Raw genomic sequence first — 13,977 nt, 5'->3', positions numbered from 1 at the left:
TACAAGCAATGTGGGGCGCTTAAGGGGCTCCGCTGGCACGGTATCCCAATGTTCGAGAAATGGTCTGGCTGGCTTTCTGTAAAAGTTTTTGCCAGGCCGGGTTTAAACGGTCGGTGGGGGCTGAAATGGATAAGCCAGCGATCATTTTGCCTTCATCGTTGAAGATGCCTGTGCCATAACAACTCACACCAGGCTCCAGCTCTTCGTCGTCGCATGACAGGCCGTTGCGGCGAATCTGTGCCAGTTCACTTTCCAGCTCAGGTAACTTCTGAATGCTGTTCTGTGTATGGCTTTGTGCCAGGCGGCGCTGTGCATAAGCGTATATCTGTTGCGGCGTATCGTATGCCAAGAATAATTTCCCAACGGATGTCAGATGCAACAGCGCATGCCCGCCTATGGCCCGGACAACCTGCATGCCGGAGCGTTCATTGTATATACGCTCAATGTAGATAATTTCGTCGCCTTGCCGGATCGACAGATTGACAGGTTGCTGTGTGAGCATATGTAGCTCACGCATGGGTGTTAACGAAACTTCATGCACACTGATTCGTGTTTTAACCAGATTCCCTAATTCCAACAGCCGCATGCCAAGCCGGTACACACCAGATTGGGGATGTTCGACATAGCGGCCGCAAACCAGATCATTCAGGATGCGATGTACGGTGGAAGGGTGCAGGCCTGAAAGTTCACTGATCTGTTTGAGTGAAACCGGTTCTTCGTGACTGGCCAGAATATTCAGCAGCGTGAATATGCGATCAATCACCTGAATGGATGGGGTATCAGTAGGGTTTTGTGTGTACATTGCCATTTGATATATTTTATATAGTGAAATTTATTTTGTATCACTTGAAAAATATCTCGCAGTGCACAATGATGTTTTTCAACCCCCGGTTACCTGTTGCCATAGAACGCCGGGTTTGTTTTCAGCAAGAACCGGTAATGCTGTTCTGCTTTTTTGTGGAGATGGGAAAGTGGTTTTTAAGATAAAAAACGATAAAAGCAACAAAAATTTTTTTGCAGAAAAAGCGTTTTCAGCCTGTGAGAAAAGGCTTGAGTTATAAAAAAAATGCATAACTCAAAATTCTGGCATGGTGCGCGTGTTCAGAATGGATATCCGGTCAAACGTTTTCCGGCCAGTATGCCGTGCTTTTCAAACCAGCCCTGATGCATTTCCAGCACGTAGCGGACAGGCTTGTCCGAGCAATGGCTTTCTGTGCTTTGCGGCATCATGTCGGCAATGTTGACGATGATGCCATCGTCCTGGATAAAGGCGGCAGACAATGGCAATAGAGTGTTTTTCATCCAGAAGCATTGTGTACGGGGTGTGTCAAAGATAAACAGCATGCCTTCGTTTTCTGGCATGCTTTCGCGCCACATCAGGCCAATCTGCTGCTGGTAAGGGGTTGCAGCGACCTGGACTTCAAGCCGGTACATGCCGGCAGACAGTTCAATGCGGGGAAGGTTCAGTTGGGGTGAATTTGGCTGTGCTGCGGTTTGTGCCCAGGCGGCATGCATACAGAAAAGCCCGGTGATAAGTGCGCTGCACAATAAACGAGGTAATGAAAGAATGTTTGGCATGGGGTGCGCTCAATGCAAGTGGAGGATCAGTGCATTTTAGCAAATATGCGCACAAGGAAGGTGCGGCCACTCCGATCAGTGCATGTTTTTCGTTTGCAAGTCAGGCGTTCGAGTGAACTCCCGGAAACGTGGCGTAAAGAACCATTGCTGCAAAATAACAGCAGGTTAGCAACAAATGATGCGAGTTATGCCGTTGCTGTCGTCAGGGCTTTCAGGCTTTCCGGGTCGGTGATGCGGATATGGCGCTGTTTGACCTGTAAAAAGCCATCTTCCTGAAATTTTGAAAAGGTACGCGATACGGTTTCGAGCTTCAGGCCCAGGTAGCTGCCAATCTCTTCCCGTGTCATGCGCAGTACCAACTCATTGGCGGAAAAGCCGCGGGCGTGCAGGCGCTGTGTCAGGTTGAGCAAAAATGCAGCCAGCCGTTCTTCTGCCCGCATGCTGCCCAGCAGCATCATCACACCCTGGTCGCGCACAATTTCGCGGCTCATCATGCGGTGGACGTGGCGCTGCAGAATCGGGAATTCGCGGGATAGTGCTTCAATGCGCTCATAGGACAATACACACACCTCAGCATCTTCCAGGGCAATGGCGTCGCACATGTGGGCGTCGCTGCACAAGCCGTCCAGGCCAACCAGTTCGCCGGCCATGTGAAAGCCGGTTACCTGGTCACGCCCGTCTTCAGATGTGAGGCAGGTTTTGAAAAAACCTGTACGGATGGCGTAAATCGCTGTGAAAGGATCGCCGGAGTGGAACAGAGCATGGCCACGGCCGATTTTACGGCGTGTGCTGACCACTTGATCCAGCCTCGACATTTCATCTTGGGTCAGACCAACTGGCATACACAGGTCACGCATATTGCAGTTGGAGCAAGCTACATTGGTGTGGGGGAATGATGCCATGACATTAATGCAAATGATGCAGGTTAGTTGTATTGGGTCAATAAAAACTGGAGCAGTATCTGTACAATGAAATTGTATAAAAATTTAGCTGTTATGAGATTTGCTCAAAATAGACGCAGATCAAACAGGTATGAAGCGATTGTAGCGCCAATGGAATAACTTGACTAAGATCAAGCCTATATTGTGCGTAAAATGGCACAGTGATTTTAGGGCTTATGTCACACTTTCCAGCAGAATATTGTTGGGCTCATGTGTGGGCTGCTTTGAAAGAAGTGGTATAGCAGCATGTATGATTGAGACAAGACCGATGAGGTCAACTTTTTATTACTACAAGAAGATAAGACGATGCAGCAACTTGTGATTACGCCGGAGCTTCTTCGACGCTATGATGTATCAGGGCCGAGGTATACCTCGTACCCTACTGCGGACCGGTTCGTGGAGGCTTTTGATGAAGCTGATTATCTGCAGGCGCTCACACAGCGCACTGTAGGGGCGATTGCGGCCAATCCGCTGTCCATTTATGTGCATATTCCTTTTTGTGAGTCTCTTTGTTATTACTGCGGCTGCAATAAGATTGTCACCAAGCATCATGAGCGTGCCTTGCCTTACCTGGAGGGGTTGCTTAAGGAGATGGCGCTGGTTGCCAAGCAACTGGATAGCCGCCAACGTGTGTCGCAGATTCATTTTGGCGGAGGTTCCCCGACTTTTCTGTCGGACGAAGAGTTGTCCCAGGTGATGTCCAAACTGCGTGAGCATTTTGAATTCATGGACAGTCTGGAGTGCACCATTGAGGTAGACCCCAGGACGGTGTCGCGCGAGCGCTTGCAGAATCTGTGGGATATGGGGTTTAACCGCCTGAGTTTGGGCATTCAGGACTTTGACCATCAGGTTCAGCAGGCGATTCACCGTGTACAGAGTACGGAATCGGTGTTTGCGCTGATGCAGGCAGCACGTGACATCGGGTTCACGTCGATCAGTGTCGATTTGATTTACGGCTTGCCCAAACAGACGCAGGCATCGTTTAATGAGACGCTCGACCAGATTGCGGTATTACGACCGGATCGCATTGCCGTATATGGTTATGCGCATCTGCCCAGCCGGTTTAAACCGCAAAGGCGAATTCACAACGAAGATTTGCCCGACGGTGCAACCCGTCTGAATCTGATGAGTGAATCCATCAGTCGCTTGCAAAAAGCCGGTTACGAGTATATTGGAATGGACCACTTCGCCCTGCCGGAAGATAGCTTGAGCGTGGCCAAGCGGCACGGGCGTATGCACCGTAACTTCCAGGGTTACAGTACGCATGCCGACTGTGACCTGATTGGGCTGGGTATTTCTGCCATTTCCAAAGTGGGCGCCGTATACAGTCAGAATGCCAAAGAGCTTGAAGACTATATGGACCAGGTGGAGCAGGGCCATCTGCCTGTCATGCGTGGTTACGCATTGGACCGTGATGATCTGGTCAGGCGTGCTGTGATCTCGGCCATTATGTGTCAGGGCGTGATCATCTATGAGTCAATAGAGCTTGCCTATCTGGTTGATTTCAAGAGCTATTTTGCAAAAGAGCTGGCACAGTTGCAACCTTTTGTCGAACAGGGGCTGATGGAGTTTGACGAAAATGGTTTCCGTGTCAAATCGCTCGGCTGGTATTTTGTCCGCGCGCTGGCCATGACTTTTGATAAGTATCTGCAGGCCGATCTGACGCGCGAGCGGTTCTCCCGCATTATTTAATATCTGACCCGGTATGTCGTTGGGGAAGCACTGACCTGACTGCTACCGGGTGGTTACTCTTATATCTGATGTTATATAGAGGACTATAATCAGAGATTTTAAAAAGACGTAAAATCACTCTTTACAGTTGACAGGGCAGAATAAGTATGGATGATCAGACAAATTATCTGCCTGTGAATGTCATACACATATTTCTACCCATTGGAGGAACAGTTCATGTACCAGCACATTAAGGTCCCTGCGCAAGGACAAAAAATTACCGTCAATGCCGACAATTCTCTGAATGTGCCGGACCAGCCTATCATTCCGTTTATTGAAGGTGACGGTACCGGCATGGATATCACGCCTGTCATGATCAAGGTGGTTGATGCTGCCGTTGCCAAAGCCTATGGCGGCAAACGCCAAATTCACTGGATGGAAGTGTATGCCGGTGAAAAGTCCACCAAGGTCTATGGCGCAGATGTCTGGCTGCCGGATGAAACGCTGGAGGCTGTGCGTGACTATGTGGTTTCCATCAAGGGACCTTTGACCACACCGGTCGGTGGTGGTATGCGTTCACTGAATGTGGCGTTGCGCCAGCAGTTGGACCTGTATGTCTGCCTGCGTCCGGTTCAGTATTTTCAGGGCGTGCCCAGCCCGGTGAAAGCGCCGGAAAAAGTGGATATGGTGATTTTCCGTGAGAATTCGGAAGATATCTATGCCGGTATTGAATTTGCTGCGCAGACGGATCAGGCTAAAAAACTGATCAAGTTCTTGCAGGATGAACTGGGGGTGAAGAAAATCCGCTTCCCGGAAACTTCCGGTATCGGCGTTAAGCCGGTTTCCAAAGAAGGAACGGAGCGTTTGGTGCGCAAGGCGCTTCAGTATGCCATTGATAATGACAAGTCCAGCGTGACTTTGGTGCACAAGGGCAACATCATGAAATACACCGAAGGTGGTTTCCGTGACTGGGGTTATGCGCTGGCTGCCAAAGAATTTGGCGCTGAGCTGATTGATGGCGGCCCATGGATGAAGTTTAAAAACCCGAAGACTGGCAACGAAATCACCGTGAAAGACAGCATTGCGGATGCGTTCTTGCAGCAGATTCTGTTGCGCCCGGCTGAGTACTCTGTGATTGCCACTTTGAACCTCAATGGTGACTACATCTCTGACGCGCTGGCTGCACAGGTAGGCGGCATCGGTATTGCACCGGGAGCCAATCTGTCAGATACCGTGGCCATGTTTGAAGCAACCCATGGTACGGCACCTAAATATGCCGGGAAGGATTATGTGAACCCGGGTTCAGAAATTCTGTCGGCCGAAATGATGCTGCGCCACATGGGCTGGGTTGAAGCAGCGGACTGTATCATCAAAGCCATGGAAAAAGCCATTCAAAGCAAGAAAGTGACTTATGACTTTGCGCGTCTGATGGATGGTGCTACGCAGGTCAGTTGTTCAGGCTTTGGCCAGGTGATGATTGAGCAGATGTAATGTTTGCGCATTGAATGATTAAAAAAGCACCGGTCAGGTGCTTTTTTATTGGGTGTGCCATATGCTGTTTTCATTCACCCACTCAGGCTCGCAGGTCACCGCCTCTTCGTCCAGCTCTATGCCTGCTGCATGGTAAATGGCTTGCTGAATATGACCTGGACGGCCAAGTACCAAATACGCGCCATGCGTGCCAACGCAACTGTAAACCTGGGTGTCAGCATATCCATCAATGTTGAAGGTACGCGCATGCAGTTGCTCTGGCGTTTTTACCGGAGTAACCGATGCGGGTGAAAAAATGGCGATATTGGGGACAAAATACTCAGGGTAAGGAAAAGTTTTCTGATCTGATCCGGCAAGTTCCTGATGAGTGGCCAGCAGGTATTCATACACCGGTTGAGGCCGTGTGCTGGGTGTATATACGGCGTTTTGAACTTCTCCGGTGGTTAGCAGAAAATCACTGCTTGTGGCAACAGGCAAAGTGTTTTGAGGCAAAAAGCGAACGACGCGCATGGCTTCGTTGGGCGGTTGTGTAATCCAAATGGAAATCGGCGTATTGGCAGGCAACTGTGCCAAAGGCGAATACATGTAAATACCGTCAGCCTTAAAGTAGGCAAAGCCGATACCGATTGGACTGCTGCCCGGTATGGAAGGAGGTGGTGCTGCATTGGCGTTTGTAGATGCAAATAGGCCAGCCATGCAACAAACCGATATGAGCAGCCATTGCTTCAAATGCGCAGACATGGGGGAGAGCATGGGGGATAAAAGACGGAAATCGGATTTCATGCGGGATGCCTGGGGTTGAGTTCGGGACATTATAAACAACGCGGCACTCTCACTATAGAAGAAAACGGCGTGGCATTTTATAAATAATATGGGCCCTAGCGTGTGTTCAACTTGTGTAAAGCGTCACAGTAAATAAAAATCCCAGCCTTGTGGCTGGGATGAAATGTATTGAAATTGCGGTATAAAAATAAGGGTTCAGAAGCTGCGGCTTAAGGTGAGCTGAATGACATTCAGGCCAGGATTCGGACGTTTGATAGAAGCATTGGAAAAATGGGACAACCTTAAACCAACGCGCCAGTCGTCTCCGAAGGTTCTGACAATGCCGATGTGATCGCCAAATTGAAATGCCGTGCTGATTTCCCGGTTGGCAAAACGGGTGTGGCTCATGGCCGTTGCACCGATGCCGCCTTCAATATACCACTGCTGCCCGATCCACCAGCGCAGCATGGGCGTCAGGCTGACTTGCCAGATACTGGTTCGTGAGCCGTACCGGACATGGCTGTCATTGGTATGCCAGTAAGCCAGCCCGGCCTCCAGCTTCAGGTCAATCGGACGGTTGAACAAAGAGCCTTGCCACAGCGTTGGGGTTTCATAGGCCAGTTCAGTCCGGTTATAACTGCCCTGATAACCCAGGTTCAGGCGAAATGCACCGCGCTCCTGTCCTTGCGGCACAGTAGGTTGAGCGGCTGCTATAGAGCAGAAAAAGCCGAGTACAGCGACCCAGCAGGAGATAGAGAGTGCTTTCATACGGATAAATGTATCAGACTGCAGAGCAGATGAAAATCATTGCGCATCATAGAAGCAGTTAATTGTAACTTTAATAACTGATCAGTCAGATTTTTATGATGCAAAAACCACTATTTTAATAACGCTTTGCCAAAAGAAAAACCACTTTTTTGATAAGGCCATGGTATGAAAACATACTTACGCATTTCGGTAATGCATGCAGGCGTTTCACTGTGGCATGAAACGCCTGTAAAAAAACTACTGACCGGTGCCGATAACGGTAGTGGCACGCAAATTCACGCAACCGCTTCTGAAACCGGTTCTGGTTGGGGTGCTGGTGCGGCACTGCTGTCTGTGATCGGCTCGATATTTTGTGCCTGTGCCCCTTTGTCGCCCTGGGTCAGTTCAAAACGGACCCGCCCACCGGGTTTCAGGGTACGAAACCCTTCCATCTGGATAGCTGAAAAGTGTGCAAAAACATCCGGGCCACCATCGTCGGGCTGAATAAAACCAAATCCTTTTGCATTGTTAAACCACTTGACAATTCCAAGCGCATACATGGCGTACTCCTCTATATAACTGGTGCCTGAAATGCATCTTAACGAATAGGGTTAGTGCGTCAATTCAGGGTTTGTCCCGATGTAATATCCGCCTAATCACGATAGGGGATTAAAGGGCATTATTGCGATTGGCTTGAAAGTGAACAATTCACCCTGATGTAGAGGAAAATTGACAGCAACTTGTTGAAAGGCAAAAGAAGTCATTTTTTTGAAAACGGGAATTTCCTCATGGCATAAATCTGTGTAACATGAGAGGCATGAAATCGGTAGAATTCTTTGCATGATTTGTTATATGGTAAATATGCACGGTGTGCAGCAGCATCAGCCTATGCAGCCGAACGAGCAAACCCCGGCCCTGGCCGAGCCGGATGTCCTGTTAACGGAGCCGCCGCCCTTTTATCAGGTGGTGATGCTCAATGACGACTTTACCCCTATGGAGTTTGTGGTCTATGTTATTCAAGAGTATTTTGGCAAGGATCTGGAAGTGGCAACAACCATCATGTTGAAAATTCACTATGAAGGCCGTGGCATTTGTGGCGTATTTCCGCGCGATATTGCTGCGACCAAGGTGGATATGGTGTTATCTGCTGCCCAGCAGGCGCAGCACCCCTTGCAGTGCATTATGGAGGCCGTATGATCGCTCAGGAATTGGAAGTCAGTCTGCACATGGCATTTGTCGAGGCGCGGCAGCAGCGCCACGAGTTCATTACCGTGGAGCATCTGCTGCTGGCATTGCTGGATAATCCGTCAGCGAAAGACGTGTTGCTGGCCTGTGCTGCAGATGTGGACGAACTGCGTCAAAGTCTGACCCAGTTTATTACCGATAACACACCCACCATCGCCGGTGAAGGCGAGGTGGATACGCGCCCGACACTCGGGTTTCAGCGTGTGATCCAGCGTGCCATCATGCATGTACAGTCTACCGGCAATGGCAAAAAAGAAGTGACCGGCGCCAATGTGCTGGTATCCATTTTTGGTGAAAAAGATTCGCATGCCGTGTATTACCTGCATCAGCAGGGGATTACCCGGCTGGATGTGGTGAACTACATTGCGCATGGCATTCGCAAGACCGATGTGTCTGACGCAGGCAGAACCAGCGATGCCAGCAGTGAGCAGGTGAACAGCGAGGAGGCGCAGAACGGAGAAAAAGGCTCTCCGCTCGAGCAGTTTACCGTGAACCTGAACCAGCAGGCCAAAGAGGGCCGGATTGATCCGCTGATTGGGCGTGAGTCTGAGGTGGAGCGGGTGGTGCAGGTGTTGTGCCGCCGCCGTAAAAACAACCCGCTGCTGGTGGGCGAGGCTGGGGTGGGCAAAACAGCCATTGCTGAAGGCCTGGCCTGGCGCATTACCCAAAATACCGTGCCCGAAGTGCTGGCTGACGCTGTGGTGTATGCGCTGGACATGGGGGCATTGCTGGCCGGTACCAAATACCGGGGTGACTTTGAGCAGCGGCTCAAAGGAGTGCTCAAAGCGCTGAAAGACAAGCCGGAATCCATCCTGTTCATCGATGAAATACATACGCTGATTGGTGCGGGTGCGGCTTCCGGTGGAACGTTGGATGCCTCCAACCTGCTCAAGCCCGCACTGAGTTCAGGGCAGTTGCGCTGCATTGGTGCGACCACGTTTACCGAATACCGGGGAATTTTTGAAAAAGACAGTGCATTGAGCCGTCGCTTCCAGAAAATTGACGTGGTGGCGCCTTCGGTAGAGCAGACGGTGGAGATTCTCAAAGGGCTGAAATCGCGCTTTGAAGAACACCACAGTGTGAAGTATGCCAATGCAGCATTGCAGGCAGCGGCTGAACTCAGCGACAAATTTATCAATGACAGGCATTTGCCCGACAAGGCCATTGACGTGATTGATGAGGCCGGTGCTGCACAGCGCCTGCTGCCCAAGAGCAAGCAGAAAAAAACCATTACCCGGGCGGATGTGGAAGACATTGTCGCCAAAATAGCGCGCATTCCGCCTGCCAGTGTATCGCGCGATGATCGCTCCAAACTGCAGGTGCTTGAGCGTGACCTCAAGAGTGTGGTGTTTGGGCAGGACCCGGCGGTAACCAAGCTGGCCTCGGCCATCAAAATGGCCCGCTCGGGGCTGGGGCGCACAGACAAACCGATTGGTTCCTTCCTGTTCTCCGGGCCGACCGGCGTCGGGAAAACTGAAGTGGCCCGGCAGCTTGCTTATATTTTAGGCATTGACCTGATCCGTTTTGATATGTCTGAATACATGGAGCGCCATGCAGTCAGCCGTTTGATCGGGGCACCTCCCGGTTATGTAGGGTTTGACCAGGGCGGGCTGCTGACCGAAGCCATCACGCAAAAACCGCACAGCGTGCTGCTGCTTGATGAAATTGAAAAAGCGCATCCGGATGTATTTAATGTGTTGCTGCAGGTCATGGACCACGGCACGCTGACGGATAACAACGGGCGCAAGGCGGATTTCCGCAATGTGATCATCATCATGACCACCAATGCGGGGGCCGAAACGATGAACAAGGCCACCATCGGGTTTACAACGCAGCGCGAATCAGGCGATGAAATGGCTGATATCAAGCGCTTGTTCACACCGGAATTCCGCAACCGGCTGGATGCGATTGTCAATTTCAGCGCATTGAACGAGGAAGTGATCCTGCGTGTGGTGGACAAATTCCTGCTGCAGCTTGAAGCGCAACTGGCAGAGAAAAAGGTGGACGTGACCTTTACCGATGAACTGCGGCGCGATCTGGCTCAGAAAGGGTTTGATCCGATGATGGGCGCTCGCCCCATGCAGCGCCTGATTCAGGATACCATCCGCAGCGCCCTGGCAGATGAACTGTTGTTTGGACGCCTGATCAACGGCGGGCATGTCACTGTGGATATGGATGCACAAGGGCAGGTACAGCTCAAAATTGACCCGCCGCCTGAAAAGGGGGAAGGAAAGTCCCGCAACCAGGAGTCGGCTGCAGCAACTGAGTAATCATCAGGGCTGGCTTCTGATAAATCCCCACAGTTTTTTGCCAATCTGTGGGGATTTTGTTATGAAATAAACTGATTAATAAGAAAAAACAGTTTCTGTATCTATAGATTCCGCCAAGCAAAACAAAAATACGACTTGCTGAATTACACAAAATGTCATAATTGACCAAATTGGTCTCGGTGTGACAAAAAAGGTTGCTCTAAGTGACAAAAATGTAACCTTGTTTTTGGCGATTCGCTTGAAAGTGTGAAATATTTCGCAGTTTTAAGGTTGGCACGGTCCATGCATATCTCTTGGTGAAGGCTACGATATGTAGTTCCTAATTAACCAAGGAAGGTCAAATTATGAAAAAGCAAATTATGTCTGTGAAGCGCGGCGCTCAAAAGGGTTTCACCCTGATCGAATTGATGATCGTTGTGGCTATTATCGGTATTCTGGCAGCTTTCGCTCTGCCGATGTATCAGGATTACACCGTGCGTACCCGTTTAGGTGAAGGTCTGGTGCTGGCTTCTTCAGCGAAAAACATTGTAGTTGATAATGCAACCAATGGCTTCCTATTCAACCAAGGCTGGGTGAACGGCGCGGCTGGTACAATTACCTCTACCCGTAACGTTACAAGCGTTAACCTTGACGCGAATGGCATCATCACTGTTACAGGCGACGCTACCCGTGTAAATGGTATTCAGTTAGTGCTGTCACCATGGGATAATGACGGTGCACTGCAGACTGGTAGATTGCCTGTTGGCCGTATTGCATGGTCATGCAACAGTGCTACCAACGCGACTGCTCCTAACCAGTTGCCGCCGGAATGCCGCTTTACCACTGCAACAGCACCTGCTGCATCTGGTAACTAATCATATCCATCTTTATGGATTAAAAATGGGGTCTTCGGGCCCCGTTTTTTATTTTGAGCTTTGCGATTTTGATTGAATTGTTAAGTATAAAATGTACCGCTGAATCCTGAATGAGTATTCCGTGCAAAAATACGAAAAATTTCATTTGAAAGATGAGCAAACAGTGTCCTCGGCGGTTTCTGCTTGGACTGGCGTTGCGGGTATTTTCGGACTTCTTGCTGCACTGATCGTTGTTTATCTTGTCCGACCTGGTTATACCGTTGCGTGGCTTATTTTGATGGGAAGCGCAGCTGTGCCTATGTTGTTTGCTGAATATTACAGGAACCGGCACTGGAAAAGTTTGGTCATAGCACCCGGTATTTTTACTTACCAACAGATATTGGGCTGGAAAATTCGCGGGCTGTTATTTGCAGGGTTGATCTGGGTGGTAACCTTGACCGTATTTCAGTTTGCAAATATGGCCGTTACTGCAACATTGTTGGAGTTTTTGCCCTGGCTGGGGCCGGTGCTGCTGGTTTACCTGCTTTTTTACCTGATAAAAGTCCGGAGTGAAGACTGGGAGCCCGGAACCTTACTGTCTTTAGGCTATGCACTGGATCAACAGGGATACCACTGGGATGTATGGAAAAATACGGCACGCAATCATTTGATCAAGGCATTCTTTCTACCCTTGATGATTGATGCTTCGTATCTTTGGCTGGTCATGTTTTATCATGATCTGGAGCGTGGCTTTCAGATCGCATGGTATTTTGTGCCGATGGCACTTCTGTACCTGATAGATACGGTTTACGCAACAATTGGCTATATGTGTAATTCGCATCGTCTGGATACCCATATCAGATCCAGTAATCCCTACTTGCTGGCCTGGGTAGCGGCTCTGGTCTGTTATCCACCTTTAATGTTCTTACGCGAAAATGCAGGTCTTATGTTGTATACCCAAAATGGCTCGGGTACAGGGGGCGCTCCATGGATGGTTTGGTTTGAGCGGGGGAGTCTCCTGTTTTACAGTTGGGGCGCCGTTATCGTTGCATTGACGGTGATTTACGCATGGGCAACAGTGATTTTCGGCATCCGGTTCAGCAATTTGACCAACCGCGGCATCATTACCAATGGCCCTTACCGTTACTTTAAGCATCCGGCTTATCTGGCCAAAAACCTGTCATGGTGGTTTTTGTATGTACCCTTTTTAAGCATGGCTTCGGGTTGGCATACTTTGCAGATGGTGGGGGCATTATTGGTGACCAACATGATTTACTGGTGTCGAGCCAAAACAGAAGAGTGGCATTTGATGCAGGACCCGCAGTATCAGGCATATTCGAAATGGATTGCTCGTAATGGTTTGTTCGCCCGCATGAAAAAACTTTTTTGATGAAAAAAACCAGGCTGACTATTTTATTGATGCTTCTGAGTGTGGTTGCTGCCGGTTGTTATTGGTATCAAGGTGGGCCATTACCGTTAAACTGGGAGTTACGCCGCTTTGCAATGCTGTGGCACCTGGATGGTATGATGCTTGGGATTCGACACCCTGATGGACGCACAGAGCATATCGTGATCGGATACCATGCCCGTAATGGCGAGGAAAAGGTGCTTCCTTTGACAGAAAATGAGCCGATGCGCATTGCCAGTTTGTCCAAGCCGATCACGGCGATGACTATCCGCTGGATGGTGAAAAAGGGGCAGTTGCAGTTGGACGGAAAGCTGGTCGATTTATTGCCTCAACTTGACTACTCCCGGGACGAATACTATCGGCAGATCACGGTAGCTGACCTATTGCGACATGTAGCAGGATTTAGCGCCCGCCAATCGGGTGATGTAGTGGTAACGGATAACGGTTTAGTTTCATGCGACCAAGCTATCCATAAGGTGCTTGAACGAAAACTTGATGATGTGCCCGGCAACCAGATCGAGTATGCAAATATTGGCTACTGTTTTTTAGGCAAAATCATTGAAAACAAAGCCGGTCTTACTTATGAGGATGCGGTGCATGCTATGCTGCAGGATCGTGGCGTTTCTGCTGAAAAACTGACCATTACCGGAATGGTGGCAACAGCAGGCGCAGTGCCTTTTACAAGCAGGGAGGAGTTGCAGGGAGCGGCTCCGGTTGGAGGCTGGTCCGCTGATCTGGATACTCTGCTGGCGATTTATGCACTGGAACTGCCTCATGTCAGGCAAATTGCTGTTCCGCCGTTACGAGCAGCGTACACCCAGAGCTATTATGGTTTGGGATGGCGCATTTGGCCACAAAATGATGGCAGCAACCAATTAACGCATTATGGTGCATTTCCCCCATTGCATTATAGTTTTGCGCTTATTTTGCCGGATGGAACGATTGTTGTTGCTTTTGTGGAGGGGCAGCTGTGGAACTACAGCGAGGCTTTTTCGGCATTGAAAGGTATATTAAGCGAAAGGTTGTAAATC

At 49.8% G+C, this 13,977-nt stretch carries 13 protein-coding genes; 7 read left to right on the top strand and 6 right to left on the bottom strand.

Going from position 1 to position 13,977, the window contains the following annotated elements; genetic code table 11:
• Positions 1–19: 19 nt before the first annotated feature.
• The 3 genes from CUZ56_RS11105 to fnr all read right to left on the bottom strand — a co-directional run bounded on the left by CUZ56_RS11105 (position 20) and on the right by fnr (position 2,480).
• The gene (locus CUZ56_RS11105) at positions 20–802 is read right to left on the bottom strand and encodes an IclR family transcriptional regulator (protein WP_239442420.1); all 783 of its coding nucleotides are present in this window, start codon (positions 800–802) and stop codon (positions 20–22) included.
• 299 nt (positions 803–1,101) lie between these two features.
• Positions 1,102–1,578 carry a DUF192 domain-containing protein gene (locus CUZ56_RS11100; RefSeq protein ID WP_126980460.1) on the bottom strand — a complete coding sequence of 159 codons (477 nt, stop codon included), beginning with the start codon at positions 1,576–1,578 and terminating at the stop codon, positions 1,102–1,104.
• Positions 1,579–1,763: 185 nt separating this feature from the next.
• Positions 1,764–2,480 carry a fumarate/nitrate reduction transcriptional regulator Fnr gene (fnr, locus tag CUZ56_RS11095; protein ID WP_126980459.1) on the bottom strand — a complete coding sequence of 239 codons (717 nt, stop codon included), beginning with the start codon at positions 2,478–2,480 and terminating at the stop codon, positions 1,764–1,766.
• A gap of 345 nt (positions 2,481–2,825) precedes the next feature.
• On the opposite strand from fnr, the gene hemN reads away from it, so the two are divergent.
• Both hemN and icd read left to right on the top strand, forming a co-directional pair.
• On the top strand, positions 2,826–4,211 hold the full coding sequence (hemN, locus tag CUZ56_RS11090; protein ID WP_126980458.1) for an oxygen-independent coproporphyrinogen III oxidase: 1,386 nt from the start codon (positions 2,826–2,828) through the stop codon (positions 4,209–4,211).
• Positions 4,212–4,427: 216 nt separating this feature from the next.
• Entirely contained in the window at positions 4,428–5,681 is a 1,254-nt protein-coding gene (gene icd, locus CUZ56_RS11085) for an NADP-dependent isocitrate dehydrogenase (RefSeq protein ID WP_126980457.1), read from the top strand.
• A 45-nt stretch (positions 5,682–5,726) separates the two neighbouring features.
• Here icd and CUZ56_RS11080 read toward each other — a convergent pair whose 3' ends face one another.
• From CUZ56_RS11080 to CUZ56_RS11070, 3 genes are all read right to left on the bottom strand, one after another.
• The gene (locus CUZ56_RS11080) at positions 5,727–6,464 is read right to left on the bottom strand and encodes a hypothetical protein (protein ID WP_126980456.1); all 738 of its coding nucleotides are present in this window, start codon (positions 6,462–6,464) and stop codon (positions 5,727–5,729) included.
• Between the two features lie 195 nt (positions 6,465–6,659).
• Positions 6,660–7,211 (bottom strand): acyloxyacyl hydrolase, encoded by a 552-nt coding sequence (locus tag CUZ56_RS11075; protein ID WP_126980455.1) that lies wholly within the window; start codon positions 7,209–7,211, stop codon positions 6,660–6,662.
• Positions 7,212–7,486: 275 nt separating this feature from the next.
• Positions 7,487–7,750, bottom strand: a complete 264-nt coding sequence (locus CUZ56_RS11070) for a cold-shock protein (RefSeq protein ID WP_126980454.1) — start codon at positions 7,748–7,750, stop codon at positions 7,487–7,489.
• 328 nt (positions 7,751–8,078) lie between these two features.
• Here CUZ56_RS11070 and clpS point away from each other — a divergent pair, with 328 nt between their 5' ends.
• The 5 genes from clpS to CUZ56_RS11045 all read left to right on the top strand — a co-directional run bounded on the left by clpS (position 8,079) and on the right by CUZ56_RS11045 (position 13,974).
• Positions 8,079–8,387, top strand: coding sequence for an ATP-dependent Clp protease adapter ClpS (gene clpS / locus CUZ56_RS11065; protein ID WP_126980508.1), 309 nt, complete (start codon positions 8,079–8,081; stop codon positions 8,385–8,387).
• Positions 8,384–10,705: an ATP-dependent Clp protease ATP-binding subunit ClpA gene (gene clpA, locus CUZ56_RS11060; protein WP_126980453.1), complete on the top strand. Its 2,322-nt coding sequence runs from the start codon at positions 8,384–8,386 to the stop codon at positions 10,703–10,705. Before clpS ends, clpA begins: the two co-directional genes overlap by 4 nt.
• Positions 10,706–11,049: 344 nt before the next feature.
• Positions 11,050–11,559 carry a pilin gene (locus CUZ56_RS11055; protein ID WP_275427141.1) on the top strand — a complete coding sequence of 170 codons (510 nt, stop codon included), beginning with the start codon at positions 11,050–11,052 and terminating at the stop codon, positions 11,557–11,559.
• A gap of 298 nt (positions 11,560–11,857) precedes the next feature.
• A complete protein-coding gene (locus tag CUZ56_RS11050; protein WP_204250885.1) occupies positions 11,858–12,928 on the top strand; it encodes an isoprenylcysteine carboxylmethyltransferase family protein in 1,071 nt (356 codons plus the stop codon).
• Positions 12,928–13,974 (top strand): serine hydrolase domain-containing protein, encoded by a 1,047-nt coding sequence (locus tag CUZ56_RS11045; RefSeq protein WP_239442425.1) that lies wholly within the window; start codon positions 12,928–12,930, stop codon positions 13,972–13,974. The genes CUZ56_RS11050 and CUZ56_RS11045 overlap by 1 nt, the downstream gene beginning before the upstream one ends.
• Positions 13,975–13,977: the final 3 nt, after the last annotated feature.

The organism is Saezia sanguinis, from assembly GCF_003991585.1.
GTDB lineage: Bacteria > Pseudomonadota > Gammaproteobacteria > Burkholderiales > Burkholderiaceae_C > Saezia > Saezia sanguinis.
Note: the sequence above shows the minus strand (reverse complement) of the source record. Positions and strands in the feature narration are given on the sequence as shown.

What these genes read in the sequence shown, in the direction of transcription:
- CUZ56_RS11050 (WP_204250885.1), top strand. Translation starts at nt 11,858, where the DNA reads ATGTTGTTTGCTGAATATTACAGGAACCGGCACTGGAAAAGTTTGGTC.
- hemN (WP_126980458.1), top strand. Translation starts at nt 2,826, where the DNA reads ATGCAGCAACTTGTGATTACGCCGGAGCTTCTTCGACGCTATGATGTA.
- CUZ56_RS11080 (WP_126980456.1), bottom strand. Translation starts at nt 6,464, where the DNA reads ATGAAATCCGATTTCCGTCTTTTATCCCCCATGCTCTCCCCCATGTCT.
- icd (WP_126980457.1), top strand. Translation starts at nt 4,428, where the DNA reads ATGTACCAGCACATTAAGGTCCCTGCGCAAGGACAAAAAATTACCGTC.
- CUZ56_RS11105 (WP_239442420.1), bottom strand. Translation starts at nt 802, where the DNA reads ATGTACACACAAAACCCTACTGATACCCCATCCATTCAGGTGATTGAT.
- CUZ56_RS11055 (WP_275427141.1), top strand. Translation starts at nt 11,050, where the DNA reads ATGAAAAAGCAAATTATGTCTGTGAAGCGCGGCGCTCAAAAGGGTTTC.
- fnr (WP_126980459.1), bottom strand. Translation starts at nt 2,480, where the DNA reads ATGGCATCATTCCCCCACACCAATGTAGCTTGCTCCAACTGCAATATG.
- CUZ56_RS11070 (WP_126980454.1), bottom strand. Translation starts at nt 7,750, where the DNA reads ATGTATGCGCTTGGAATTGTCAAGTGGTTTAACAATGCAAAAGGATTT.
- clpA (WP_126980453.1), top strand. Translation starts at nt 8,384, where the DNA reads ATGATCGCTCAGGAATTGGAAGTCAGTCTGCACATGGCATTTGTCGAG.
- CUZ56_RS11075 (WP_126980455.1), bottom strand. Translation starts at nt 7,211, where the DNA reads ATGAAAGCACTCTCTATCTCCTGCTGGGTCGCTGTACTCGGCTTTTTC.
- CUZ56_RS11045 (WP_239442425.1), top strand. Translation starts at nt 12,928, where the DNA reads ATGAAAAAAACCAGGCTGACTATTTTATTGATGCTTCTGAGTGTGGTT.
- CUZ56_RS11100 (WP_126980460.1), bottom strand. Translation starts at nt 1,578, where the DNA reads ATGCCAAACATTCTTTCATTACCTCGTTTATTGTGCAGCGCACTTATC.
- clpS (WP_126980508.1), top strand. Translation starts at nt 8,079, where the DNA reads ATGCAGCCGAACGAGCAAACCCCGGCCCTGGCCGAGCCGGATGTCCTG.